A 24,704-nucleotide genomic window follows, 5' to 3' on the forward strand; every position below is an offset into this window, starting at 1 on the left:
GTCCCGCCCTCGTGCGTGCTCTTTGTGACCGTCTTCAAATTCTTGTTCGGCGCCCCCTCGCCCCCCCCCCCCCCCCCCACGACCGTACGACGCGATCGTTCACGGCCCGGTGCGGGAAATATCCCGATCCTGTCGCAGACCGCGCCGCCGAGAAGGGATGGTCAACGCCCCTGCCGCGCGGGACGATCGGCCCCATGACTGCCCTCCCGTTGCTCCTTCTCGACGTCGACGGCCCGCTGAACCCGTTCGCCGCCGAGCCGCAGGAACAGCCCGCCGGCTACCGGACGCACCACGTCCGCCCCGACTCCTGGCTGGCCCGGTTCCCCGGCCGGCCGGTCGGGGAGATCGAGCCGATCCGGCTCTGGATCAACCCCGACCACGGACCCCGACTCCTCGACCTGCCCTTCGAACTGGTCTGGGCGACGGCCTGGAAGGGCGAGGCCAACACCTGGATAGCCCCGCTCGTCGGCCTGCCCGAACTCCCGTTCATCGCCTGGCCGCAGATGCACCAGGACGACCCGGACGGCCTGCACTGGAAGACCCGCGCGCTGCTCGACTGGGCGGACGGCCGCCCGTTCGTCTGGGTGGACGACGAGCTGGGGCCGCAGGACACCGAGTGGATCGCCGCCCACCACCCCGGCCCGGCGGCCACCTTCCGGATCAACCCCGGGATCGGCCTGCGGGACGAGGACTTCGCCACCCTGCGGGAATGGGCGCGCACCGAGCTGGGGACCGGGGCGTGAGGGTCGGCACGGTCGAGCGGCTGCGGCGCTATCCCGTGAAGTCGATGCTCGGGGAGGAGCTGCGGGCGGCCTCCGTGACGGAGCGGGGGATCGCCGGGGACCGGGCGTACGCGCTGCTGGACGCCGCGACCGGGCGGGTGGTGAGTGCCAAGCGCCCGCGCCTGTGGGCGGGTGTGCTCGGGTTCACCGCCGCGACCGGACCCGGGGGCGGGGTGGTGGTCACCGGGCCGGACGGTGCCGTCGTGGACGAGGGCGGGCTGTCGCGGCGGCTGGGGCGGGAGGTCCGGCTGGTGGACGAGCCGCCGCAGGGCGCGAGCGTCCAACGGTCCGTGCCGGAGGAGGTCCTGGCGCACGGACCGCACGCCGACGTCGGGTTCACCGTCGACGAGCTGGGGTGCGGCGCGCCGCCCGGCACCTTCGTCGACTTCGCGCCGCTCCACCTGCTCACCACGGCCGCCCTCGCCGCGACGGACGGCGCCGCGCCCGAGCGGTACCGCCCGAACGTGCTGGTCCGGACCCCGGACGGCGCCCCCGGCTTCGTCGAGAACGGCTGGGTCGAGGGTGAGCCGGCGATCGGGCCGGAGCTGCGCCCGCACGTCGTCACGGCGACGCCGCGCTGTGCCGTCCCCACCCTCGCGCACGGGCCGGGCTGCCGCGTTCGCCGGCGGCGCTGCGCACGCCCGCGCGGCGCAACCGGCTGGTCCCGCCGCCGGGCATGCCCGCGCTGCCCTGCGTCGGTGTGTACGCCCGGGTGCTGACGCCCGACCGGGTGGCGGTCGGGGACCCGGTGGTGCTGTCCTCCTGAGGTGCGGGGAACCGCCCGCCGGTCCGGACAGTCCCATCGCCACCAGGACGGGACTGGCGAGGAGGCGACCGGGATGGGCAGGGAGCAGGAGCGCGGCGCGGCGGCGGCCGGCGGGTGGCGGACGTGGGCGGCCCGCGTGGCCGTGGTGGCGTCGGCGGGAACGGCGCTGGCCGTGGTGCTGGTGACCTCGGGCGGCGGTGGCGGCCGGACGGACGTCGTCACCGTCCGGGTGACGGCGACGGCCACGGCCACGGCGGCGGGGAGCACCGCCGCCCCACCGCGCCGCGAGGTGACCCCGGACGTGCGGCCGGCCGACCCCGGCCCCGCCGCGGCCGTGGGCGTCGCCTACCCGCTCGACTGGAACACCCACTGCGAGACCAGCCACCTGAGCTTCGCCGGGCGCAGCTGGCGGACCGCGCGGCCGCCGGTCCTGCCGCCCGGCCCGCCCGGCCCGCAGGGCCCCGGCTCGGGACCCCGGGTGCTGCCGGGCTGGGCCACGCTGACCGCCGCGGACCGGCTCCGCTTCGACGCCCCCGGCTACCTCGCCGGTCCGGTGCTGCTCGAACCGGCCGCCCGGCCCGGGATCTGCGAGTAGCCGGCGTCCTGGAGAACCCCGAGCGCGGTCGCCAGGGCGGCCAGGAAGCGGTCCGTGGTGGCCTCGTCCCGGACGGCGACGCGCAGCCAGTCCGCGCCGAGACCGGGGAAGGTGTCGCCCCGCCGGACGGCGAAGCCCAGCTCGCGCAGCCGGGCGCGGACGGCGCCCGCGCCGGGCAGTTCGAGCAGCAGGAAGGACGCCGCCGGCTCGCCGTGCACCCGGACGGCCGGGAACGCGGCCAGACCCTTCAGCAGGTGCTCGCGCCACAGGGCCAGCTCCCGCGCCGCCTGCTCGGCCTCGGCGAGCGCGGCCGGGGCGGAGCAGGCCTCGGCGGCGACCAGCGCCGGGGTGGAGACCGGCCAGAGCGGCTGCGCGGCGGCCAGGGCGGCGATCAGCGGCGCCGGGCCGAGCGCGTAGCCGATCCGCAGGCCGGCCAGCCCCCAGGTCTTGGTGAGGCTGCGCAGCACGACCACCCGGCCGGGCAGGTCCCGGACGGAGGCGAGGGACTGGCTCTCGCCGGGCACGGTGTCCATGAACGCCTCGTCGATCACCAGGGTTCGGCCGGGCCGGGCCAGGGCGGCGACGGCGGCGGCCGGGTGGAGGACGGAGGTGGGGTTGGTGGGGTTGCCGAGCACGACCAGGTCGGCCTCCTCCGGCACCGCGCCCCCGGTCAGCCGGAAGCCCTCCCCGGGGGTGAGCAGGACCCGCCGCACCCGGTGCCCGGCGTCCCGCAGCGCGGCCTCGGGCTCGGTGAACTGCGGGTGCACGACCGCTATGTGACGAGGTGTCAGAGTTCGCGCGAGCAGCACGAAGGCCTCGGCGGCGCCCGAGGTGAGCAGCACCTCCGCGGCCGGCCGGCCGTGCCGTTCGGCGACCGAGGCCCGGGCGGTGGCGCCGTCGGGGTAGGCGGCGAGGTCGGCGAGGGTGGCGGCGAGGCGTTCGCGCAGCCACGGCGGGGGCGTGCCGGTGCGGACGTTGACGGCGAGGTCGACCAGGCCGGCGCCGTCGGCACGCACCTCGGCGTCCCCGTGGTGGCGCAGGTCGGGTTCGGCGGGGGAGTGGGGGGTCACGGCTGCTCTCCTGGGTTCTGCTGGACGTGCGGACGGCGCGGACGGTGCGGGGTGACGGGGACGCGGGCGACGGCCACCGTCGCGGCCGCCGACTTCCGCTTGGGGACGACCAGCTCGGCGCGCCCGCCGCCGACGGCGCCCGCCAGCGCGGCCGCCTCCGCCACGCTGACCGTGCCGACCGCCTCGCCGACGGCGCCGGACGGGTTCGGCACCGGGACGGCGGCCAGCGTCTCGGCCGGGTACTCGACCACCGGCACGCCGAGCGCCGCCGCGGCCGCGCGGACGGCGGGGTGCCCGGCCTTGCCGGCGAGGGTGGCGAGCGCGCCGACGGCGCCGGACGGCAGCCGGGCCGCGGCGAGCGTCCGCCGGATCAGCTCCAGCAGCTCCGCCCCGGTCGCCATGCCGCGCACGCCCACCCCGACGACGAGCCGGTCCGCGCCGGCGCCGCCCCCGCCGTCACCCGAACCGCCCAACGCGCCGGATTCTCCGCGTCGCGAACCGTTTCCGTCCGGTCCTCTCACGCCGCGCTCACGCCCTGCTCACGTCCCGTTCCTCCGCGCCACCCGCCCGACACCTGCGAGGGCCGCCCGCCGGCCGCCGCGGGCCGGAGCCCGTCCGCGGCGGCCGAAACCCGCCGTTCCGGCCGGCCGGAACGCCCAGGTCAGGCCGGTCCCGGGTGCCGGGGGCCGCCGAAATCCCACCACGCCCGTGACGGACGGGTCAATCGTGACGGTTGTGACGTACGTCCGGGGGCGATCCTCGGCCGGCGACCGCTGTTCGCCGTTTCTTCATGTCACCGCCGAGGTCCGCGCCACCGCGCCGCTCCTACTGTTTGCGGCGCTCCGAAACCGCCGGCCCACCGATCGGCGGTCCTCTCCCCACCCGGCAGTTCCCCACCCGGCCGGGCCCCTCCCCGACCCGGCCGCCCCGACGTACGGAGGACACCATGCCCGAAACCCCGGAGACTGTTGACATGAGCGCCACGACCCCCGTCGCCGGGGGCGCCGCCCCGCGCCGCCCCCGCCGCCGCACCCTCACCGCCTCCGCCGCCGGCCTGGCCCTGGTCGCCGGCTCGCTCGGCCTCTGGGCCGCCACCGGCACCACCGCGCAGGCCGCCGCGCTGCCGACCCCGGACCACGTGGTCGTCGTCGTCATGGAGAACCACGCCTACAGCCAGGTGATCGGCAGCTCCGGCGCGCCGTACATCAACAACACGCTGAAGGCCGGCGGCGCCACCCTCACCCAGTCGTTCGGGCTCACCCACCCCAGCGAGCCCAACTACTACCAGCTGTTCTCCGGCTCCAACCAGGGCCGCACCGACGACAGCTGCGTGCCGGTCGGCTCGATCAACAAGCCGAACCTCGCCTCCGAGCTGATCGCCGCCGGCAAGACCTGGGGCAGCTACAACGAGGGCCTGCCGAGCCAGGGTTCGACCGTCTGCTCCAGCGGCAAGTACGCGCAGAAGCACAACCCGTGGTTCGGCTTCGGCAACGTGCCGACCAACACCGCGTTCACCATGACGCAGTTCCCGACGAACTTCGCGAGCCTGCCGAAGGTCTCCTTCGTCGTCCCTGACCTCTGCAACGACATGCACGACTGCTCGGTCTCCACCGGCGACAGCTGGATCCAGAACAAGCTCGGCGCCTACGCCGCCTGGGCCAGGAACAACAACAGCATCCTGGTCGTGACCTTCGACGAGGACAACCGCCTCTCCGGCAACCGCATCCCCACCGTGTTCTACGGCGCCCACGTCACCCCGGGCTCCACCACCGCCACCACCTACAACCACTACAACGTGCTGCGCACGCTGGAGGACCTCGCGGGCCTGACCACCCACGCGGGCAACGCCGCCACCGCCGCCACCATCACCGGCATCTGGAACTGACGCCCGTGTACGTCGCGGACTCCCGCAGCTCCAAGGCCCCCGCCGCCCCGGCCGCCACCCGGCGGGGGCGGCGGGAGGCCGCCGACGGCGCCACCGCCGACCGGGCCGCACGGGCGGCCGTTCCCGGCACCGTGGTGGTCCTGGGCGTGGTCAGCCTGGTCACCGACGTCTCCTCCGAGATGGTCAGCGCCGTCCTGCCGCTCTACCTGCTCACCGGCCTCGGCCTGTCCCCGCTCGGCTTCGGCCTGCTCGACGGCATCCAGAACGGCTTCAGCGCCGTCGTCCGGCTGGCCGGCGGCCACCTCGCCGACCGGCGCGGGCGCGACGGCGCGCCCCGGCACAAGGCCGTCGCCGCCGTCGGCTACGGCCTGTCGGCGCTCTGCAAACCGCTGCTGCTGCTCGTCCACACCGTGCCGCTGATCGGCGCGGTGCTGGCCGCCGACCGCACCGGCAAGGGGCTGCGCACCGCCCCGCGCGACGCGATGATCTCGCTCGCCACCGAACCCGCCCACCGCGGAAGGGCGTTCGGCGTGCACCGGGCGATGGACACGGCCGGCGCGCTGCTCGGACCGCTCACCGCCTTCCTGGTGCTGCGGATGGCCGGCGGGCCGCTGCTCGCCGACGGCGGCCAACAGCAGGGCTACCGCGCGGTGTTCGCGGTCAGCGCGTGCGTCGCGGTGCTCGGCGTGCTCGTCCTGCTGCTGTTCGTGCCGAACCGCCTCCCGGCCGGCGAACCGCCGGAAGGGCAGCCCCGCCCGCGTGACGGGCTCGCCCTGCTGCGCGTCCCCGGGCTGCGCCGGCTCACCGTCTGCGCCGTGCTGCTCGGCCTCACCACCGTCAGCGACTCCTTCCTCTACCTGCTCGTGCAGCGCCGGCTCGGCCTCGCCACCGAGTACTTCCCGCTGCTCCCGCTCGGCACCGCCGGCGCCTTCCTGCTGCTCGCCGTCCCGCTCGGCGCGCTCGCCGACCGGATCGGCCGCCGCCGGCTGTTCCTGGCCGGCCACGGCCTCCTGCTGCTCGCCTACGGGCTGCTGCTCTCCCCGCTGGACGGCCTGCCGGTGGTGGTCTGCGTGCTGGTGCTGCACGGCGCCTTCTACGCCTCCACCGACGGCGTGCTCGCCGCCGCCGCGGCCGACACCGTCCCCGCCGCGCGGCGCGGCGCCGGGCTCGCCCTGGTCGGCACCGGGCAGGCGCTCGCCCGGTTCGCCTGCTCGCTCGCGTTCGGCGCGCTGTGGAGCGCCGTCGGCGCCACCACCGCGCTGACCTGGTCGGCGCTGGCGCTGGCCGGCTGCGTCACCGGGGCGGCGTTCGTGCTGCGCGAGCCCACGTCCCCGACCGCCGACCCCGAGGTGTCCCCGTGACCACCGTCCCCCTCCGCAACCGCACCCGGGTGCTGATCCTGCTGGTCGCCGTCGTGCTGCTCGGCGCGGTCGGCACCGGCGCCGTGCTGTGGGCCGCCGACCGCTCCGCCGAACGCGACCGCGTCCAGGCCGGCGGCCCCGTCGTCACCCCCGGCGAGGTCACCCTCAAGGCCCCCGCCGCCCGGCAGCTGCTCTTCCGCAACATGGCCTGGGGCCCGCACCGCGACGAGGTCGTCACCGTCCCCGTCGGCCACCCCGACGGCCCGCGCACCTCCTCCGGCGTTCAGTGCCTGCGCTTCCACGCCGCCGCCGCCACCGGCATCTGCCTGCAGGCCGACCGGGGCCCGCTCCAGGACACCTACCGGGCCGTCGTCCTCGACGAGCACCTGCGCGAGCTGCGCTCCTTCCCGGCCGCCGGCATCCCCACCCGCTCCCGGGTCTCGCCCTCCGGCCACCTCGCCGCCTGGACCGTCTTCGTCAGCGGCGACTCCTACGCGGGCACCGCCTTCTCCACCCGCACCTCGATCGTCGACGTCCGGGACTGGAACCTCCGGGAGAACCTGGAGGAGTTCGACGTGATCAAGGACGGCAGGCCGTACCGCTCGCCCGACGTCAACATCTGGGGCGTGACCTTCGTCGACGACAACGCCTTCTACGCCACCCTCGCCACCGGCGGCCAGACCCACCTGGTCCGCGGCGACCTCGCCGCCCGCACCCTCACCACGCTCCACCAGAACGTCGAGTGCCCCTCGCTCTCCCCGGACGGCACCCGGGTCGCCTACAAGAAGCGCGTCCCCGGCGCCTCCGAGGACGCCCCCTGGCGGCTGTACGTCCTGGACCTCGCCACCCTGGCCGAGACCGCCACCGCCGAACAGCGCAGCATCGACGACCAGGCCGTCTGGTCCGACGACCGCACCCTGCTGTACGCCATGCCCGGCGACTTCGGCGCCGACCTGTGGACCGTCCCCGCCGACGGCTCCGGCTCCGCGCGGCGGCTGCTCGACGCGGCGGTCGCCCCGGCGTTCCTGGGCTGAGGCCCCGGCGTTCCCTGGCCACTCGGGCCGGGTGGTCCCGGGCGGAACTTCGCGCGTAGGGTCCACGTCGAGCACTATGAGTGGCCGCCCGGCGCCGGGCCGCCACGAGAACTGACCGGGGGAGCAGGAACAGTGAGTCAACGAGGGCCCGACCGCGGGCTGTCGCCGGAACGCGTGCCCGACGACTCGTGGCCGGCGCTGCACGGCAGGCCCGTGCTGCGCCGCACGGTCGCGATCGGCCTGGTGATCTTCGTGTCGGTGCTGGCCGCCCTGGCCGTCCGGGGCGTCAACGCGCTCACGGTCGGCCGCGGCGCCATCGAGACCGACCGCGACCGCGCCGAGCTGCTGGCGGGCCTCCACCCGTCCCAGCACCCGGGGGCCGGCCGCTACTACGTCCCGGTCGGCGCCGTCTACACGCACACCTCGGACGGCCTGGCCGTCGCCTACCTGCACTACCGGCTGGCCGGCGGCCGCGAGGTCGGCATCGGGGACTTCCTGCGCACCTACGACCTGGCCGCCCCCGGGGCCCTCGCCCCGCTGCCGGCCGACCTCGCGGAGGCCCTGGGCGGCGACGAGCCGGCCCAGGCGCGGGAGGTCGGCGTGCCCGACCCCGCGGCCTCGCCGTCGCCGTCGCTTTCGCCGTCGCCGAGCCTGCCGTCGACCCCGTCGACCCCGTCGACCCCGTCACCGACCGCGTCCCCCTCCGCCACCCCCGACGACACGCCCACCGCCACCGTGGAACCCGAGCCGGAGGCCGAGGCGGTCGACGAGGAGCCCACCGAGCACCTCACCCCGGCCACCGAAGCCGACCCCGACCCCACGTCCGACCCCGCGCCCCCGCCGGAGGAAACCCCCTCGCCCTCACCCTCGCCCACCCCGAGCCCCACCCCGACCCCCATCCCCGCCCCCACCGCCGAGCCCACCGTCACCCCCACCCCGCCCCGCGCCCGCCGCATCTACGTCGCCCCCGACCCCGGCGGCCTCCCCGGCGCCGCCGACATCTACGTCCGCGCCACCGGCTGACCGGATCCCCCTGCCCGGCGGGCCAACCCAGGGGCGGGGGTTGTCGGTTGGGCGTGCTGTACTCCCGGCATGACGCTTGACGACAGCACGCCCGCCGTCCGGTCCGGGGCGTGGGAGGCGGTTCTCGCCCAGGGCTTCGGGGAGGTGCTCGGCCGGCCGCTCGCCGAGTACGACGGGAAGGCCCGCTACGGGGCCTACTACAGCGGCAACTTCCTCGCCGAGAGCGAGCTGGAGCGGGACCCGGTGTGGGTGGGCCGGGCCGCGCTCGCGGGGGAGGAGAGGGTCACCACCGCCCACCTGCTGCTCACCCCGCCCGGTGACCTCGACGAGACGGAGCTGGTCTTCGACGCGAGCCGCTCGCTGTTCCACGTCGACCCGCGGGGACTGTCCGGGGAACTCGCGCCCTTCGCCGCCGATCTCGCCACCGCCGTGGAGGAGTCCGAGGGCGGGCCGTGGGACGGGGCGCTGCCGGGGGCGGACCTCGGGCGGATCGCCGGGCGCCACGGCGTCGACCTCGCCTCGCCCGAACTGCCCGGGGGCCTGTGGACCCTCTGGCGGGCCCGGTTGGCCTCCGGGGGCGAGACCCTGCTCGACGCCCTGCTCGCCGCCACCGGCCTGACCGCCGTCACCTCGCCCGAGCTGCTGCCGGCCGGTGTCGGCGACGCCGGGGACGAGCTGGACGAGGAGGCCCACGAGCTGGCCGCCGGCGTGGCCGACCCGGCGCTGCGGGACTTCCTGGTGGCCTTCTGCGACCAGGAGTCGCACGACCTCGCCCTCGTCCCGGTCACCCCGGTCACCCCGGCCGGCGAGGCCGGCGAGGACGGCGAGGACGGCGAGGAGGAGGACGAGGAGGAGTACACCGACGACCCGTCCGAGGGCGGCACCGTGGTCGTCCGCTGGGACGGCGCGGTCGACCAGTACGAGATCGTCGTCCGCCGCCTGGAGGCCTGAGACCCCGGGCCCTCCCGCCCGGGAGGGCCCGGCCGCCACCGGATAGGGTCACTGCGCGAACCGATTCGCGGTGCGCGCGTGGACCCGAAGGAGCTGACGTGGGCGAGGCCGTCTCCCCCGAGACCGGTGCCGACACCGTGGATCCCCGCCGGGGCGCGCAGCTCGCGGCACGCTGGTGGAAGTGGGCGCTGTCCGCCCCGATGGAGCGCAGCCCGGTCGCCGACACCACCGGCGAGTTCGCCGGCTGGCGCCAGCCCTCCGACGTCTGGTTCCTCGCCGGCACCTACGGCGGACGCGTCGTGCGCCGCTGCCCGATCGCCGCCGGGAAGCCGGTCTTCTTCCCGGTCTTCAACACCCAGCGCATCGCCCTCGGCCTCTCCTCCGCCCCCTGGCGCGTCGAGCACTCCCAGGCCGAGGCGACGCTCAACGGCGTCCCGCTCAGGGTGCACGAGTTCGCCTCCCGGCGCTTCCTCGCCACCGGCATCCCGCGCGTCGCCTGGGGCCTGTGGTGCGCCCTCGACCCGCTGACGCCCGGCCAGTACGTGCTCTCCGTCAAGGCCGAGGCCGGCGGCTTCCTGGTCGACACCACCTACCACCTGGACGCCGTCGAGTTCTGACCCGCGCGCCCCTGACGCACCCCGCCCGGTGTCGGGATTCCGCCCCCGGGAGCCGCCGCGGGCTGGTAGGTGTGGAGCCCTCAGGGCCGGTTCCGGCCCTTCACGGCTGGGGGTGGGGGCAGTGGCCCGGGTGGTGTGCGTGCACGGGATGGGACAGCAGGTCCAGGGTGAGGACCGGCTGCGCTCCGTGTGGTGGCCCGCGCTGAGCGACGGACTGCGCCGGGCCGGCGCCCCCGAGGGACTGCTGGCGGAACCGGACGTCGCGATCGGCTTCTACGGCGACCTCTTCCGCCCGCCCGGGCAGTTGCTCGCCGCCGGCGACCCGCCGTACACCGCCCGCGACGTCGACGGCGGCTTCGAACAGGAACTGCTCGCCGCCTGGTGGCGGGAGGCCGCGCAGCGCGACCCCGAGGTGGCGCCGCCCGACGCGGACGACACACTGGTGGCGACGCCCCGGTCCGTGCAGGCCGCGCTGCGGGCGCTGTCCGGCTCCCGCTTCTTCGCGGACGTCGCGCTGCGCCTGGTCGTGGCGGACCTCAAGCAGGTCCGCGCCTACCTGACCGACGAGCCCACCCGCGAGCGGGTGCGCGCCCGGGTCATGGCGCGGATCGGCCCGGACACCCGCGTGGTGGTGGCGCACTCGCTCGGCTCCGTGGTCGCCTACGAGGCGCTCTGCGCCCTGCCCGGCCACGGCGTCCGGGCGCTGGTGACGATCGGCTCGCCGCTGGGCATCCGCAACCTGGTCTTCGACCGCCTCCGCCCCGACCCGGTCTGGACGTGCGGGAAGCCGCTCGGGGAGTGGCCGGGCGGGGACGCCCTGACCTGGACCAACCTGGCCGGCACCGGCGACGTGGTGGCCCTCGTGAAGGACCTGCGCCCGGTCTTCGGCACCCGGGTCCGCTCGGCCCTGCTGTCCAACGGCACGCACGCCCACGACGCCACCTCGTACCTGACCGACGAACTGTGCGGCCGCGCGATCGCCGAGGGCCTGGCGTGAACGACGGGCCGGGCCCGCGCCGGTACCTGATCGCCGCCGTCGTCGCCGACTACCCGAAGAACCGCGACTGGAACCGCCCCGGCCTCGTCCGGGCCCGCGAGAGCGTCGTCGAGCTCTTCACCGGCACGCTCGGCTACCACCACCACGACTCCGTCCCGCTCAACCCCACCAAACTCCAACTGGCCGCCGCCCTGCGCGCGTTCTGCACCTCGCCCGAGCGCCGCGAGGACGACCTGCTGACCGTCTACCTCTCCTGCCACGGCGAGATCCTCGACGACGGCGAGGAACACGTCCTGCTCACCGCCGACACCGACCCCGACGACCTCACCTTCACCGCCCTGCCGACCGCCGAACTCACCCGGGCCATGCTGCGCGGCACCCGGACCCGGCGGGTGATGCTGCTGCTGGACGCCTGCTACGTCGGCCAGGGCGGCAACCAGCTGGCCGCCGCCGCCCTGGAACGCCTCGGCGTCACCTGGGGCCGCAGCACCGGCTCCGGCCTGATCGTCCTCTCCTCCGCCCAGCCGCACCAGCCGGCCGTGGCGGGCCGGTTCCCGCAGCTGCTCACCGACGCCGTCACCGACCTGTCGGTCGCCGGGCACGGCCCCGGCACGCTGTCCGTGAACGCGGTGGTGCAGCACATGAACAACTCCGCGGACCGCCCCGGCCACCAGCGCATCGGGCTCGCCATGGTGGGCCTGGACGGCGAACCGCCCGCGTTCTTCCCCAACCCCCGCCACGACACCCGCCTCAACGAGGTCGACCTCGCCCAGCAGCAGGTCGCCGCCTTCGCCGAACAGGACCGGCGCCGCGAGACCGAGTTCACCTCCCGGCTGCTGGTCCGCGCCATGGGCTACCACAGCCGGGCGGACGCCGCCGCGTGGTGGTTCAGCGGCCGGCACACCGCCCTCGGCGACCTCGCCGCCTGGCTGAAGACCCCGGCCGGCGACGATCCGTCCGCCTGCCGGGTGGTCACCGCCGCCCCCGGCTCCGGCAAGACCGCCGTCCTCGGCCTGGTCGCCGCCCTCGCCCACCCCGAACGCCGCCGCACCGTCCCCTTCGACGCCCTCGGCCTGCCGCCGGACCTCGTGGCCGTCGGCGCCGTCGACGCCGCCGTCTACGCCCAACGCCTCACCGACGCCGACGTGCTGGACGCGCTGTGCGCCGCGGCGCGGATCCGGGCCGACTCCGTCGGCAAGCTCCTCGAAGCCCTGGAAGGCCGCCCCCGCCCGCTCACCGTCCTCGTCGACGCCCTCGACGAGGCCGCCACGCCCGACACCCTCTGCGGCACCGTCCTGCGGCCGCTGATCGAGCACGCCCGCGGCCGCCTGCGCCTGCTGCTGGGCACCCGACCGTACCTGTTGCCCCGCCTCGGCACGGCCGCCGACCAGGTCCTCGACCTCGACAGCCCCCGCTACGCCGACCCCGAGGCGCTCGCCGTCTACGCCGCCCGCAACCTGCTCGAAGCCCACCCCGGCTCGCCCTACCTCCACGACCTCGGCTACCTGCGCCCGGTCGCCGAGGCCGTCGCCGAGGCGGCGGGCCACTCCTTCCTCATCGCCCGCATCACCGCCGGCACCCTCGCCGCCGCCCCCGACATCCCGAACCCCTGGAGCCAGGGCTGGCGCGCCTCGCTGCCCCGCCACGCGGGCGACGCCATGCGCGAGGACCTCCACCGCCGCCTCGGCGACGACGCCCGGCGCGCCACCGACCTGCTGCGCCCCCTGGCGTACGCCCAGGGCCAGGGCCTGCCGTGGGAGGACGTCTGGGCCCCGCTCGCCTCGGCGGTCTCCGGGCGGCGGTACACCGACGAGGACCTGCTGTGGCTGCGCCGCGAGGCGGGGTCGTACGTCGTCGAGGCGACCGAGCACGGCCGCTCCGCGTACCGGCTGTACCACGAGGCGATGGCCGAGCACCTGCGCGACGGCACCGCCCCGGAGGCCGTCCACGCCGCCTACGCCCGCGTCCTGACCGCCCGCGTCCCCTACCGCACCGACGGCACCCGCGACTGGTCCCGCGCCCATCCGTACGCCCTCCACCACCTCGCCCACCACGCCGCCCGGGCGGGCCTGTTGGACGAGGCCCTCGCCGACACCGACTACCTCGTCCACGCCACCCCGGCAGGCCTCGCCCCCCACCTCCACCACGCCCGCGCCGACCCGGCCCGGCTGACGGCGGCGGTCTACCGGACCGGCATCCACCTCCATCGGGAGGCAGCACCGGACGAACGCCGCCGGATCCTGGCCCTCGACGCCGCCAGAGCCGGCGCCGGGGATCTGCACGGAGAACTCGTCAGCCGCATCCCGCCCGGCGAGTGGGCTCCGGTCTGGGCCACCGGCAGCGGATTCGACCCCTCCCTCCGCGGCACCTTCTCCGGCCACGAGGACAGCGTGTTCGCGGTGGCGTGTGCGGTGGTCGACGGGCGTCCGGTGGTGGCCAGCGGCGGCGGGGACGCTTTGGTCCGCCTGTGGGATCTGGCGACCGGCCAGCCGGTGGGCCGTCCTCTCGCCGGTCACGACGGGGCGGTGACCGCGTTGTCCTGCGCACTGATGGACGGCCATCAGGTGGCGGTGAGTGGCGGTATGGACAAGACCGTGCGGGTGTGGGACTTGGCTACCGGTGTGGCGGTTGGGGGTCCTTTCACCGGCTATTCGGGCAGGGTGGGCGCGTTGGCATGCGCCGTGCTCGGTGGCAGGGCGGTGGTGGTCTGCGGCGGTACAGACGGGTCGGTGGTGGCGCTTGATCTGGCTACCGGTGTGGCGGTTGGGGGTCCTTTCACCGGCTGTTCGGGCGAGGTGGGCGCGTTGGCATGCGCCGTGCTCGGTGGCAGGGCGGTGGTGGTCCGCGGTGGCATGGACGGGTCGATCGTGGTTCTTGACCTGGCTACCGGCCAGCTGGTTGGCGGACCTTTCGGCTGCCATGACAATGCGGTGACTGCGCTGTATTGCACAGTAGTTGACGGTATCTCGGTGGTGGTCAGTGGTAGCGCGGACAAGACGGTTCGGATGTGGAACCTGGCTACCGGTCAGCTGATCGGCGGACCGTTCACCGGTCATGACGAGATGGTCGACACGGTGGTGTATGCGGAGCTGGACGGTGGCGCGGTGGTCGTGAGTGGTGGATCGGGAGGTACGGTTCAGGTGTGGGATCCGGCTACCGGCCAGGAGATCGTCCGGCCTCTCATGGGCCACAACAGTCGCGTGACCGCAGTCGTGTGCGTCGAACTTGACGGCGAAGCGATGTTGGTCAGCAGCAGCTGGGACGGGACGGTCAGGGTTTGGGATCTGACCGAGCGCCGGAATCTGGGCCAACCTTTGACCGGTCACACTCACGACGTCGTAGCGGTGGGGTGTGCGGAGGCCGGAGGTCGTCCGGTGGTGATCAGTGGTAGCCGGGGTGGATCGATCAGAGTGCGGGACCTGGCCACGGGGCGACAGCTCGGTCCGCCACGCGCCGGTTCCGGTCGCGATATCAAGTTGGCGTTTGGGGTGGTTGAGGGGCGCCCGGTGGTGGTGGTGAGTGGCGACGACACCGGCATGGTTCGGATGCGGGACCTGGAGACTGGCCGAGAGCTTGGCGAGCCCCTCGTCAGTCATATTGACTCCGCGTCTGCGGTGGCGTGTGGGATGGTCGAGGACCGTCTATCGATGGTGATCGGTGACCTTTCCGGACTTGTGCGGGTGAATGACCTGATCACTGGCCGCAGAATCGGCAAGCCTCTCACGGGTTCCCTCGGTGACGCCGTGGCGGTGGCGCTCGGGGTGGTTGAGGGGCGTCCGGCGGTGGCAAGTGGCGACTACACCGGCATGGTTCGGCTGCGGGACCTGGACACTGGCCGGGCGCTGGGCGAGCCGATCTTCGTTCACGCGGCTGCTGTGATGGGGATGAACTGTGCTCTGGTCGACGGGCGTTCGGTGATGGTGACCGGTGGCCTCGACCACCGGGTGCGGCTGTGGGACCTGGACCGCCGGTCACTCCTCGCCGAGATCGTCATCGAGGGGCCATGCGCCGTATGCTTCACCGCCGACGGCGACCTCGTCGTCAGCTCGAACAACGACGTCGCCCTCTACCGCCGCAGGCCTTCCTGAGCCAGCGCCGCCAGCAGATCGCGCAGCGGCGCCGGCTCGTGCTCCAGCGCCTCCACCAGCAGCTGCCCGTAGCGGATCTTCCGCCCCGACTTCGTCCCCATGAACCGCCGCAGCTGCCGTTCCGCCAGCCCGCCCTGGTGCGCGGGCTGGCGGACGAAGGTCTGCCAGGCCGGGAGCTCCCCCTCCGCCCGGACGATCTCCTCCACCCGTGCCACGCCCAGTGCGCGGATCAGCTCCTCCTCCAGGTCCGCCACGCACACGAAGAAGCCGTCCTCCGGCGCCCCGGCCCGTGCCAACCCGCGCTCGTAGAAGCCGCGTTCGTTCTCGTCGCAGAGCCCGGTCAGCCGCAGCCCCAGCCCGGGCGGTCCGAGCAGGCTCGCGTACCGGGCGACGTTCATCGCCCCGCCCATGGAGACCACGCACACCCCCTCGGCGGCCAGGTCCCGGCCCCGCCGGGCGGCCAGCGCCTCGACGGCGGCGAGGTCGCTCGGCCCCTCCACCAGCACCGCCGTCCGCACTCCGACCTGCCCGGCCGCCTCGCCCGCCGGCCCACCGGGCCCGCCCGCCGCCCACGCGGTGACCGCATCCCGGAACGCTTCCATGTCCGCCATGGGGCCGATTCTGCCCCTGACCGGCCCGGTGGGCCCGCCATTTTCCGCAGACGCGCTACCGCCCGACGGCGAGGGACGCCCGCAGCTCCTCGAACAGCTCGCACAGGTCCGCGTTGCCCACGGGGTCCACCTCCAGCTGCAACTGGCACACGGCGTCGTCCCCGTGGGGAGTGAGGCGCACGGCGAAGGCGTAGCCGTCCTCGACGGGCTCGCCCCGCAGCGTCAGCGGATTGTTGCGACCGGGCGTCACCCGCTCCGCGAAGTCCTCACCCGAAGGCGTGCGCAGCAGAGCGAGCATCCGCGCCGCGAAGTCCGCGACCTCCTCGGTGGTGAGGTACGCGGTGAAGTCGGCCGTCAGGCGGGAGGACCAGTCCGCGGTGACGCGCCAGCTCTCCTCCTCGACCTCGGCCAGTTCGACCCACGCGACATCGTCGCCGAGACGTATTCGCGGTCTTCCCATCGCATCCTCCACAACCCCGACGCCGGAACCGGAAGATCGAACTGTAGCGTCCTCCCTGCAACCGAACGATCATGGGGGGAAACCGTGTTCGAGTACATCCGTGGGCGCAGCCTCGCCGTCAGAGTCGGCCTGGCGGCCGCCGTCGTGGCGATCGCGCCCGTGCTGCTGGACTTCAAGAGCGAGAGCCTGGTCCGCGAGAACGGCCGGATCGTCGCCTACGACTACTTCAGCTTCTCCGCCCTCGTCGCCGCCCTCGCCGGCCTCGCGTACGCCTACCGCCGGTTCCACGCCGCGAAGTTCACCGGCGCGCTGACCGGCACCGTCAAGGCGGCGCTGGCCGCCGTCGTCCTGGTCAGCCTCTTCCAGGGCGTCCGCGGCACGGGCGTCGTCCCGGCGCAGACGGAGTGCCGGGCCGCCTACAGCCTCAACCTCTGCCGCCCGGCCGACGACACCCCGACGGGTCGGTGATCAGGAGCCGGGGCGGGGGTCGATCGGGGTGAACACGCCGAGGCGGTCCTCGACCTCCTGGGCGGCGTCCAGGCACAGGTCCTCCCGGAACGCGCGCCCGACGATCTGCACGCCGGCCGGCAGGCCGTCGGTCACTCCGGTGGGTACGGCGACCCCGGGTACGCCCACGAAGCTGGTCACCGTGCACAGGCGCATGCCCGAGCCGACCCGCTCCCGTCCTGCCCGGTCGCGCGACTCCAGCCCCGGCTCGACGGGCGGCTCGGTGAACGACGGCCCGAGCAGCAGCGGGTACTCGTCGAGGAACTCCGCCCAGGAGCGGCGGATGCCCAGCCACACCCCCATCAGCTTCATGAACTCCGCCGCGGTCACGGGCGGGGTCTTCTCCATCGTCATCTCGATGAAGCGGTCCCCGCCCTCGCCGAGCAGGGTCCGCACCACCGGCCAGGTCGGGGCGAACTCGGTCGCCACGATCCGGTGGTACGCCTCCAGCGCGTCGTCCAGCCGCGGCACGTCCGCCACCTCCCGCACGTCGTACCCGGCGTCCCGCAGTGCTTCGGCCGCGGTCGCGACGGCACCGCGGACCGTGGGGTGGACGCCGTGGCCGCCGGGGTCGGTGACGACCGCGACCTTCACCGGTCCCGGCAGCGGCTCACCCCGGACGGGCACCGGCACGGCCCGCGGGTCCCGCGGGTCGGTCCCGGCCAGGGCCTCGTAGGCCAGCCGCAGGTCGGCGATGCCGCGGGCCAGGGGCCCGTCCTTGACCAGCATCTGCGTGGCCGGTCCCGGGTCGTCCGCGCCGGGAATGCGGTGGTCGGCGGGGAACCGCCCGGTGGTGGGGTTCAGGGCCGCCACGCCGCAGAACGAGGCCGGGACGCGGACGGACCCGCCGGAGTCGTTGCCGAGCCCGAGCGCGGCCATGCCGGTGGCGACGGCCACCGCGTCGCCGCCGCTGGAGCCTCCCGGGGTCCGGCTCCGGTCCCACGGGTTGACGGTGTCGCCGAAGAGCTCGCTGCGGGTGTGCATCCCGGCCAGGATCAGGGTGGGCATGTTGCTGTGCCCGATCGGTATGGCTCCGGCGGCGCGCAGCCGGGCCACCGGGGGCGCGTCGGCCGTCGCCACCAGCTCGCGGAAGCGCGGGAGTCCCATCGTGGTCGGCACGCCTTCGGCGGCGGTGGTCTCCTTGACGGTGAACGTCACCCCGGCCAGCGGCCCCAGCTCCTCGCCTGCGGCCCGGCGCGCATCCGTCCGCGCCGCGGCTTCGCGGGCGCGCTCGGCCATCAGCTGGGTGACCGCGTTGACCCGCGGGTTGACGTCGGCGATGCGGTCCAGGTGGCTGTCGACCAGCTCGACGGCCGAGACGTCTCCGTTCCGGACCGCCTCCGCCTGGGCTGCGGCGGTCATCGTCCATAGGGTGTCGCGCACGATCGTGTCCTCCCCGTTCCTGTCCTGCGCCGGAGTGCTCGTGTCGGAACCATAGCCCAGAACCGATACGCTTGTATCGGAATAAGGAGGAGCCCGACCATGCCCAAGCAGGTGGACTACGAGAGCCGACGCCGGCGGATCGCCGAGGCCGTCTGCCTCCTCGTCGACGACCACGGACCCGAGGGGGTGACCATGCGCGACGTCGCCACCCGCGCGGAGGTCTCCCTGGGCGCCGTCCAGCGGTGCTTCCGCACCAAGGAGGAGATGCTGCTGTTCGCCGTCGAGCACGTCGGCGAGCGCATCACCGAACGGGTCCGGGCCCGCCTGGGCGGCAGCCCGGCCCAGTCGGCCGCGTCCGCCCTGGGGCACGCGGCCACCGAGATCGCCCTGCTCCGCGAAGAGCACCGCGCCGAGGCGCGGGTGTGGCTCGCGTTCGTCGCGCAGGCCGCCGTCAGCGAGCCGCTCGCCGCCCAGCTCAGGACCAGTTACGCGGCTCTCCAGGACCTCCTCGGCCGCCTCATCGCGGAGGCCTGCGAGAGCGGCCGCGCCGGCGGTGACGCCGCGCCGCCCGATCCGCGGCGCGAGGCCCGGGCCCTGCTCGCCCTCACCGACGGCCTGACCAGCCACGTGCTCATCGGACACCTGACCGCCGAGGAGGCCGAGGACGCCCTGCACACGCATCTGGTCCGCCTCTGGGAACGCCTCCGCGCCGCCCCTCCCGGGACGTCCGTCTGACGCCCGTTGCCCCGGTGCCCCGCCCGGAGCCCGGGCGTGACCGCGGGCAATCACGAGCCGGACCCGGACCCGCCGGCGCGGCTGTGGGAGGAACACCTGCGAGCGCCGTTCCCGCGGCACCTGCGCGGCCGCGAGATCGACGGCGAGGGCATGGCGCTGCCGGACGCTTCCCTCGTGGGCTGCGTCCGCGCACCTGTCGGGGCAGGGGGCCCGGTGACGGGCGCCTTCGGGACATCACCGCCATGGTGGCGCGCGTGCTCCGGACCGGTCGCGCGGATCAGGAAGTCGGACCGGCCGACTTCCTGATCCGTCGTTTGGGGAGAATCAGGTCCATGACCATGGGGATCTCCGGTTTCGAGCCACTGTTCCTGGTCGGGCTCGACGCGGTGCGGCAGGCGCACGGGGCACGGCTGGCGGCGCTCGCCGGCAGGCGGCTGACGGGGTTCGCCGTGGTGCGCTTCGCCGAGGACGGGGAGTGGTTCGCCGACTGCCCGGTGGTCCTGGACTTCGACGGCGTCCAGGTGGAGCTCTGCCACAGGAGTCTCGACGAACTCTCGACAGGCTGGGACACGATCGACACCGAGGCCGGCATCGCCGGCTGGGAGTGGGCCGGCTTCACACCGGAGTGGTCCCACGGCGACGACCGCCTCGCGCCCTTCGTCGGCCAGGAACTGCGCGAGGCCGCGCTGCTCGAATGGCGCCCGGCGGGACTCGACCTGGCCGCCGGGACCGTGGCGGTGGAGTTCGTCTTCGAGGGAGGGTGCCTGCGCATCGCCAACGGCCTGGACGAGAACCGCGTCGAGACCGGGTCGGCCCGGCCGGCCTACGTCCGCCACACGGCCGTGCGCGGCGCTCAGTAGCCGCTGACGACCGCGTCCGCCGCCGAGGCGTCCAGCAGCAGGTCGTGCAGGGCCGCGGCGGTCTCCGACGGGCGGGCGGGGGTCAGGACGACCTGGTCCACGGTGGTGGACGGGCCGGTGAGGGGGATGACGTGCAGGCCGGGGGGCTGGTGGTCGAGGGCGGACTCGACGGTGATGCCGATGCCCGTCCCGGCGGCGACGTGGGCGGCGATGGCGTGCACGCTGTCGGCGGTCCTGATGATGCGCAGGTCCGCCCCGCCGAGCTGGAAGGCGGACAGCAGCCGGTCGCAGAGCCCGCTGTTGATCTGGTGCGGCCAGGTGAGCAGGTCGGTGGTGGACAGTTCCGGCGCGCTCAGCTCGCTGCGGTCGGCGAGCGGATGGGCGGCGGGGACGAGCGCCACGAACCGCTCGGTGGACAGCACCCGCGCGCGCACGCCCGCGACGTCGCCGGTCGCCCAGCCGATGCCCAGTCCGATCGTCTCGGCGCGCAGGGCGGTGAGCTGCGCCGTGGTGGGCATGCACTCCGGCACGATGGTGACGTCCGGGAACCGCTCGCGCAGCCGGGGCAGGCAGCGCAGCAGCACCTGCTGGCCGGTGTACTCGGCGTGGCCGACGACGAGGGTGCTGCGGGCCCGCTCCCCGGCGGCGAGGGCACGGCCGCGCTGCTGGAAGTGGCGCAGCTGCGCCAGCGTGGCGTGCGCGTCGGGCAGCAGCGCCTGGCCGAGGTCGGTCAGCGACACCCGCCGGCTGGTGCGGTGGAACAGCCGCCCGCCGAGCGTGCTCTCCAGCCGCCGCACCGCCTCGCTCACCGTCGGCTGCCCCCGGTGCAGCCGCGCGGCGGCCCGGCCGAAGTGGAGTTCCTCCGCGACGGCGACGAACGCCTCGAGTTCGATCCTGTCCACGGGAGCAGGCTAGCGCGATCGATCGGTGTGGCCGATCGCTGCGGGGCGAAGTCCGTCGTTGATGCCCGGCCGTGCACGGGGTGTGATGAACGGGCGGGCAGGAATGCCCGTTCATCGACGGAAAGTAGTGAAGCGACATGGCAGTCAAGGACGTCGACCGCGAGCACGGAGCGCCGGCGGTCACCGTGACGGTGGTCTACCACTCGGTGCACGGGCACACCCGGGTGCTGGCCGAGCACCTCGCCGACGGGGCGCGGGCGGTGCCGGGGGCCGAGGTGCACCTCGTCGAGGTACGGGCGGAGGACGTCAACGCGGGCCGGTGGCGGGACGCGGAGGTGCTGGCGCTGCTGGAGCGCTCGGACGCGATCGTGTTCGGCTGTCCGACGCTGATGGGCAGCGTGTCGGCGGCGTTCAAGGCGTTCATGGAGTCGGCGTTCACGGCGTTCACCACGCAGGCGTGGAAGGACAAGCTGGCCGGCGGGTTCACCATGGCCGCCTCGCAGAGCGGGGACAAGCTGATGGTGCTGCAGCAGCTGGCGGTGTTCGCCGCGCAACTGGGCATGCAGTGGATCGGCGTGGGGGACCTGCCGGGCAACAACTGGAGCGGCGGCTCCCGTGACGACCTGAACCGGCTGGGCTCGTGGCTCGGGCTGATGAGCCAGAGCCACGCTGACCTCGGCCCCGAGCAGGCCGGCTCGCGCGGTGACCTGATCACCGCCCAGCGGTACGGCGAGCGGATCGCCCGGCTGACCCAGCGCTGGGTCAACGGCGTGCCGTACGCCACCTCCCGGATGACCGAGCACGAGGCCCGCGCCCTCTCGGCCTCGCTCCGGGAGGCGGACGGCGCGGACGCCGCCGTGCCGGCCGGGGTCTGAGCTCGGCCCGGGCGGTCTCCTACCCCGCCCGCACGGCCCCCGCCACCGCGACCATCCGGCGCATGACGTGGACCGGGAGCGCCGGGTTCATGGCGGCGTCCTCGGCGGTGAACGGGTCCTGGAGCAGCTCCGCCAGGAGCGGCAGCGGCAGGGCCGGGTGCCGGTGGGCGTGCGGGGCGACGTCCTCGTCCGCGGCCAGGGTGGCGGCGGCGGTGGGGGAGAGCCGGGGGTGCTGGGCGGCGTGCCGGCGGACGGTCCGGTCCGGGTCGTGGGCCAGGCGTTCGACGAGATCGGCGGTGGAGGCCGGGTCGTGGAGGGCGAGCAGGCGCATCCGCGGGCGGGGGTCGTCGGCGAAGCGGAGCAGGCCGTCGAGGGGGAAGTTGGGGTGGTTCAGCGGGCGGCCGGGGAAGGAGAAGCTGCCGTTCCAGCCCTCCTCCCACACGCGGAGCAGCAGTTCGGCGGGGGCGTCGTCGCAGGACTCGGTGAGGAACAGCCGGACGGCGAAGTCCTCGTCGCGGGCGAGCCGTTCGACGACGTCCGGGGGCAGCCGGCGCGCGCGGGCGACGCTGCGGCGGATCCAGAGCCTGGGGGAGGCCGCCAACTGCCGCATGGCGTCGGCGTCGTCGTGCAGGGCGGCGACCCACCACAGGGCGTAGGTCCGGGCGCCCGGCTCGATGTCCGGAACGGTCCCGGCCAGCGCGGCGATCTCCTCCGGCGTCGAGGGCGGCTGCGTCCCGGCGTCGGGAACGCGGTCGACGGCGATGCGCCGTGACCAGCTCGGGCGGCTTGCCAGGGCGGCCGCGTCGGCCGCGAGTTCCTTCGCGAGGACATGGCCGGGCCGTCCGGCGGTGGCGGTGAGCAACCGGTCCCACTGGGCTGGTGTGAGCTGTCCGGACTCGGCGGCCCGGCCCCAGACCTGGCGGTCCGGGTGCACCACGGCCGCGTCCAGGACGGCGGGCGGGATGTCGCCGCCACAGAGGGGGGTGGTGCTTCCGGCGTCGAGGATGGCGAGCAGCAGGTCCACCGGGGCGGCCTCGTTGCAGCAGAGGCTGTCCAGCCACACCTCGGCGAGTTCCTCGCTCGGGCCCGGCGGCGCGAACAACCCGGCCCACACGGCGTCGTCCTGGTGATCGTTCGTCTGCACCGGGGCAGCGTAGCGGCACGCCACCCGTCGGCGGTACGCCACCCGTCGACCGCCCGCTACCCGGTGGCTGCGTCCACCGCCGCGACGCGGTCGAGTGCGGCGGCCGGGTACGGCGTCCGCTTGCTCCCGTGGAGGAGCCGGCGGTGGAAGCCGTCCAGGACGACGGCGGTCCGGGCGTGCCGGTCGACGAGCGCCGCCACCTCCGCCGGGACGCCGTCGGGCCGCCGGCCCGCGAGCCACCGCTCCAGGAAGACGGTCGCCTCCGTCTCGCCCCGGTAGCGGCCCAGGAGGTGGCGGAGCAGGTGGGCGGCCGTGTAGTCGCGGTCGTAGGCGCGGTGCTCGGCGAGGAACCGCCGTTCCTCCGCCGAGAGTTCGAAGTCCGCGCCGAGCGCGAGCCCGAAGTCCGCGAAGTAGACCCGCCGGCCGTCGGTGAGCAGGTTGCGGAAGTGGGCGTCGAAGTGCACGAGCCCCCGGGAGCGCAGGAACGCGGCGCCGCGCGCCACGGACTGCTCCGCCCACCCGTACGGAGCCGCGTCCCGGTGCTCGTGCAGCCAGTCGGCGAGCGTCCGCGGCACGTGCTCCAGGAAGAGCACCACGCTGTGCGCGGACCGGCCGATGGCCTCCAGCCGCTCGCGCACGGCCGGGGAGCCGTCCCAGTGGGCGACGGCGCCCCCGACGCCGCCGAACTCGTCCATGAAGCCCTCGGGCGCGGCGTCGGGCAGGACGCGCCAGTGGTACATCAGCGGGAAGCCCTCGTACGCCCCGCCCAGCACCCAGTGGGTGGTCATGGTGTGGGCGGCCAGCTCCCGCCAGGCGCCGAACCCGGCCGAGCCGATGCCGTACTGGTAGAAGAGCGGCAGGCCGAAGAGGTTCGCGGTGGAGCGGACGTTCTCGGCCCGGGTCTCCAACTCCGTGAGCGGCACCTTCTTGACGAAGACCCGCGTCCCGTCGACGTCCAGTTCGGCGGACGTGCCGCCGACGCCGGTGCCGAGCGGAGCGGCGGTGGCCACGAGCCGCCCGAGCCGCCGGTCGCTGAGCAGGGAGAGGCGGGTGGCCATGGCCCCGTGGGCGGCCAGGCGCGCCGGGTGGTCGGGGTCAGGCATGGAGGGTGACGCCGGGCAGCGGGCTGCCCTCGGCGTCGAACAGCGCGGTGCCGCAGTCGCATTTCTCGTCGGCGAGGGTCTCGGTGGGCGGCAGCTCCCAGACCAGCATGTCCTCGCAGCCCGGGCAGGTCAGGCTGACCAGGTTCTCCTCGGCCCGCGCGCCCCAGGCCCGCACCGGCAGGTCCTCGTGCGTCAGCCCGCTCGGCTCGCCCTCGCCGGCCGGCGCGACCAGCACCTCGTAGGCGTCGGTGCCGCTGTGCCACAGCAGGAGGGTGAAGCCGAGCGGCGCCAGCACGCCGGACAGGTGGTCGAGTTGGCGGACCGGGAGATCACCGCGGCCCGGCGCCGGATCCGCCTCGGCCGCCTGCCGGACGGCGTCGGTGCCGACGCCCGCCGGCTCCGCCCCGAAGGCCCGCACCCGGCCGGCCACGAACGCCGCCAGCTCGCCCGGCTCCTCCTCGCCGGTCCAGTCCATGGTGAACACCACGTCCTCGACCCGGGCGCCCCCGTTCCGCTCGCCGGGGGTCAGGACCAGCTCTTCCAGCTCCGTCATGACGATCACGCTATCAACCGCCGCGACGCAGGGCGGCGTACTCGTCGGTCAGAGCGGCACAGGTGCACCAGTCGCCCGTGCACGGGGTGCCGGCCTCGGAGCCGTACGGACCGAGGCCGACCATCAGCCGGATCACCTCCGCGCGTTCCGGCTCGCCGAGGACCGGGCGCGTTCCGCGGCCCCCGGCGAGGCGCCAGGTGACCGGAAGGGTCTCCAGGTCCAGGCTGACCCGTGCGTCGATGAACAGGGTGTGGAGCGGGTGGTCGGGAAAGCCGTTGAGGCGCAGCACCCACCACTGGCCGTCGACCCGGGCGGCGTGCGGGAAGACGTTCGAGTCCGTGTCGTGCCACGGGACTTCGGCGGGCAGCTCGGGCCGCGTCATGACCGGGGAGGCGCTGCCGG

Annotated in this window: 25 protein-coding genes; 15 read left to right on the forward strand and 10 right to left on the reverse strand. The window is 74.9% G+C overall.

All coding sequences use genetic code 11. The annotated features are described in order from the left end of the window. Positions 1-194 precede the first annotated feature (194 nt). The 3 genes from ABT093_RS29385 (at position 195) to ABT093_RS29395 (ending at position 2,143) form a co-directional block, all read left to right on the forward strand. Positions 195-743, forward strand: a complete 549-nt coding sequence (locus tag ABT093_RS29385) for a hypothetical protein (RefSeq protein ID WP_350569588.1) — start codon at positions 195-197, stop codon at positions 741-743. Beyond that, the gene (locus ABT093_RS29390; protein WP_350569590.1) at positions 740-1,501 is read left to right on the forward strand and encodes an MOSC N-terminal beta barrel domain-containing protein; all 762 of its coding nucleotides are present in this window, start codon (positions 740-742) and stop codon (positions 1,499-1,501) included. The genes ABT093_RS29385 and ABT093_RS29390 overlap by 4 nt, the downstream gene beginning before the upstream one ends. A gap of 120 nt (positions 1,502-1,621) precedes the next feature. Then, complete coding sequence (locus tag ABT093_RS29395) at positions 1,622-2,143, forward strand: hypothetical protein (protein WP_350569591.1); 522 nt, start codon at positions 1,622-1,624, stop codon at positions 2,141-2,143. On the opposite strand, the gene cobC is transcribed toward ABT093_RS29395, so the two are convergent. Together cobC and ABT093_RS29405 are read right to left on the reverse strand one after the other, a co-directional pair. Beyond that, positions 2,086-3,213, reverse strand: coding sequence for an Rv2231c family histidinol phosphate aminotransferase CobC (cobC, locus tag ABT093_RS29400; protein WP_350569593.1), 1,128 nt, complete (start codon positions 3,211-3,213; stop codon positions 2,086-2,088). The genes ABT093_RS29395 and cobC overlap by 58 nt on opposite strands. Then, positions 3,210-3,686 (reverse strand): cobalamin biosynthesis protein, encoded by a 477-nt coding sequence (locus tag ABT093_RS29405; protein WP_350569594.1) that lies wholly within the window; start codon positions 3,684-3,686, stop codon positions 3,210-3,212. Before ABT093_RS29405 ends, cobC begins: the two co-directional genes overlap by 4 nt. A gap of 500 nt (positions 3,687-4,186) precedes the next feature. On the opposite strand from ABT093_RS29405, the gene ABT093_RS29410 reads away from it, so the two are divergent. The 8 genes from ABT093_RS29410 to ABT093_RS29445 all read left to right on the forward strand — a co-directional run bounded on the left by ABT093_RS29410 (position 4,187) and on the right by ABT093_RS29445 (position 15,169). Continuing rightward, the gene (locus ABT093_RS29410; RefSeq protein ID WP_350569596.1) at positions 4,187-5,098 is read left to right on the forward strand and encodes an alkaline phosphatase family protein; all 912 of its coding nucleotides are present in this window, start codon (positions 4,187-4,189) and stop codon (positions 5,096-5,098) included. 5 nt (positions 5,099-5,103) lie between these two features. Further along, positions 5,104-6,459 carry an MFS transporter gene (locus ABT093_RS29415; RefSeq protein WP_350569597.1) on the forward strand — a complete coding sequence of 452 codons (1,356 nt, stop codon included), beginning with the start codon at positions 5,104-5,106 and terminating at the stop codon, positions 6,457-6,459. Continuing rightward, complete coding sequence (locus ABT093_RS29420) at positions 6,456-7,493, forward strand: TolB family protein (RefSeq protein WP_350569600.1); 1,038 nt, start codon at positions 6,456-6,458, stop codon at positions 7,491-7,493. The genes ABT093_RS29415 and ABT093_RS29420 overlap by 4 nt, the downstream gene beginning before the upstream one ends. A gap of 174 nt (positions 7,494-7,667) precedes the next feature. Further along, positions 7,668-8,516 (forward strand): hypothetical protein, encoded by an 849-nt coding sequence (locus ABT093_RS29425; protein ID WP_350569602.1) that lies wholly within the window; start codon positions 7,668-7,670, stop codon positions 8,514-8,516. A 69-nt stretch (positions 8,517-8,585) separates the two neighbouring features. Beyond that, positions 8,586-9,467: a hypothetical protein gene (locus ABT093_RS29430; protein ID WP_350569604.1), complete on the forward strand. Its 882-nt coding sequence runs from the start codon at positions 8,586-8,588 to the stop codon at positions 9,465-9,467. A gap of 98 nt (positions 9,468-9,565) precedes the next feature. Beyond that, positions 9,566-10,084, forward strand: a complete 519-nt coding sequence (locus ABT093_RS29435; RefSeq protein WP_350569605.1) for a hypothetical protein — start codon at positions 9,566-9,568, stop codon at positions 10,082-10,084. A gap of 148 nt (positions 10,085-10,232) precedes the next feature. Then, positions 10,233-11,081 (forward strand): hypothetical protein, encoded by an 849-nt coding sequence (locus tag ABT093_RS29440; RefSeq protein ID WP_350569606.1) that lies wholly within the window; start codon positions 10,233-10,235, stop codon positions 11,079-11,081. Beyond that, the gene (locus ABT093_RS29445) at positions 11,078-15,169 is read left to right on the forward strand and encodes a WD40 repeat domain-containing protein (RefSeq protein ID WP_350569608.1); all 4,092 of its coding nucleotides are present in this window, start codon (positions 11,078-11,080) and stop codon (positions 15,167-15,169) included. The genes ABT093_RS29440 and ABT093_RS29445 overlap by 4 nt, the downstream gene beginning before the upstream one ends. On the opposite strand, the gene ABT093_RS29450 is transcribed toward ABT093_RS29445, so the two are convergent. Then, a complete protein-coding gene (locus ABT093_RS29450; protein WP_350569609.1) occupies positions 15,148-15,780 on the reverse strand; it encodes a TOPRIM nucleotidyl transferase/hydrolase domain-containing protein in 633 nt (210 codons plus the stop codon). The two genes, ABT093_RS29445 and ABT093_RS29450, sit on opposite strands and share 22 nt — an antisense overlap. Positions 15,781-15,835: 55 nt before the next feature. Then, the gene (locus ABT093_RS29455; protein WP_350569611.1) at positions 15,836-16,240 is read right to left on the reverse strand and encodes a hypothetical protein; all 405 of its coding nucleotides are present in this window, start codon (positions 16,238-16,240) and stop codon (positions 15,836-15,838) included. A gap of 84 nt (positions 16,241-16,324) precedes the next feature. On the opposite strand from ABT093_RS29455, the gene ABT093_RS29460 reads away from it, so the two are divergent. Further along, the gene (locus tag ABT093_RS29460) at positions 16,325-16,708 is read left to right on the forward strand and encodes a hypothetical protein (RefSeq protein WP_350569612.1); all 384 of its coding nucleotides are present in this window, start codon (positions 16,325-16,327) and stop codon (positions 16,706-16,708) included. Here the strand turns inward: ABT093_RS29460 and ABT093_RS29465 are convergent, their stop codons facing one another. Next, positions 16,709-18,130, reverse strand: coding sequence for an amidase (locus ABT093_RS29465; protein ID WP_350569614.1), 1,422 nt, complete (start codon positions 18,128-18,130; stop codon positions 16,709-16,711). It lies immediately after the preceding gene. Between the two features lie 99 nt (positions 18,131-18,229). Here ABT093_RS29465 and ABT093_RS29470 point away from each other — a divergent pair, with 99 nt between their 5' ends. Together ABT093_RS29470 and ABT093_RS29475 are read left to right on the forward strand one after the other, a co-directional pair. Then, positions 18,230-18,865, forward strand: a complete 636-nt coding sequence (locus ABT093_RS29470) for a TetR/AcrR family transcriptional regulator (protein WP_350569615.1) — start codon at positions 18,230-18,232, stop codon at positions 18,863-18,865. A gap of 332 nt (positions 18,866-19,197) precedes the next feature. After that, a complete protein-coding gene (locus ABT093_RS29475) occupies positions 19,198-19,725 on the forward strand; it encodes a hypothetical protein (RefSeq protein WP_350569616.1) in 528 nt (175 codons plus the stop codon). On the opposite strand, the gene ABT093_RS29480 is transcribed toward ABT093_RS29475, so the two are convergent. Then, a complete protein-coding gene (locus tag ABT093_RS29480; protein ID WP_350569617.1) occupies positions 19,719-20,627 on the reverse strand; it encodes a LysR family transcriptional regulator in 909 nt (302 codons plus the stop codon). The genes ABT093_RS29475 and ABT093_RS29480 overlap by 7 nt on opposite strands. Positions 20,628-20,764: 137 nt before the next feature. Here ABT093_RS29480 and ABT093_RS29485 point away from each other — a divergent pair, with 137 nt between their 5' ends. Further along, a complete protein-coding gene (locus ABT093_RS29485) occupies positions 20,765-21,502 on the forward strand; it encodes a flavodoxin family protein (protein WP_350569618.1) in 738 nt (245 codons plus the stop codon). A 19-nt stretch (positions 21,503-21,521) separates the two neighbouring features. Here ABT093_RS29485 and ABT093_RS29490 read toward each other — a convergent pair whose 3' ends face one another. The 4 genes from ABT093_RS29490 to ABT093_RS29505 are packed head-to-tail and all read right to left on the reverse strand — an operon-like array spanning position 21,522 to position 24,684. Next, positions 21,522-22,646 (reverse strand): hypothetical protein, encoded by a 1,125-nt coding sequence (locus tag ABT093_RS29490; RefSeq protein ID WP_350569620.1) that lies wholly within the window; start codon positions 22,644-22,646, stop codon positions 21,522-21,524. A 56-nt stretch (positions 22,647-22,702) separates the two neighbouring features. Then, complete coding sequence (locus ABT093_RS29495) at positions 22,703-23,749, reverse strand: protein kinase family protein (protein ID WP_350569622.1); 1,047 nt, start codon at positions 23,747-23,749, stop codon at positions 22,703-22,705. After that, positions 23,742-24,302 carry a hypothetical protein gene (locus tag ABT093_RS29500; RefSeq protein ID WP_350569624.1) on the reverse strand — a complete coding sequence of 187 codons (561 nt, stop codon included), beginning with the start codon at positions 24,300-24,302 and terminating at the stop codon, positions 23,742-23,744. Before ABT093_RS29500 ends, ABT093_RS29495 begins: the two co-directional genes overlap by 8 nt. Before the next feature lie 13 nt (positions 24,303-24,315). After that, a complete protein-coding gene (locus tag ABT093_RS29505) occupies positions 24,316-24,684 on the reverse strand; it encodes a hypothetical protein (RefSeq protein WP_350569625.1) in 369 nt (122 codons plus the stop codon). Positions 24,685-24,704: the final 20 nt, after the last annotated feature.

It is taken from the genome of Kitasatospora sp. NPDC002551, from assembly GCF_040296005.1.
Lineage (GTDB): Bacteria > Actinomycetota > Actinomycetes > Streptomycetales > Streptomycetaceae > Kitasatospora.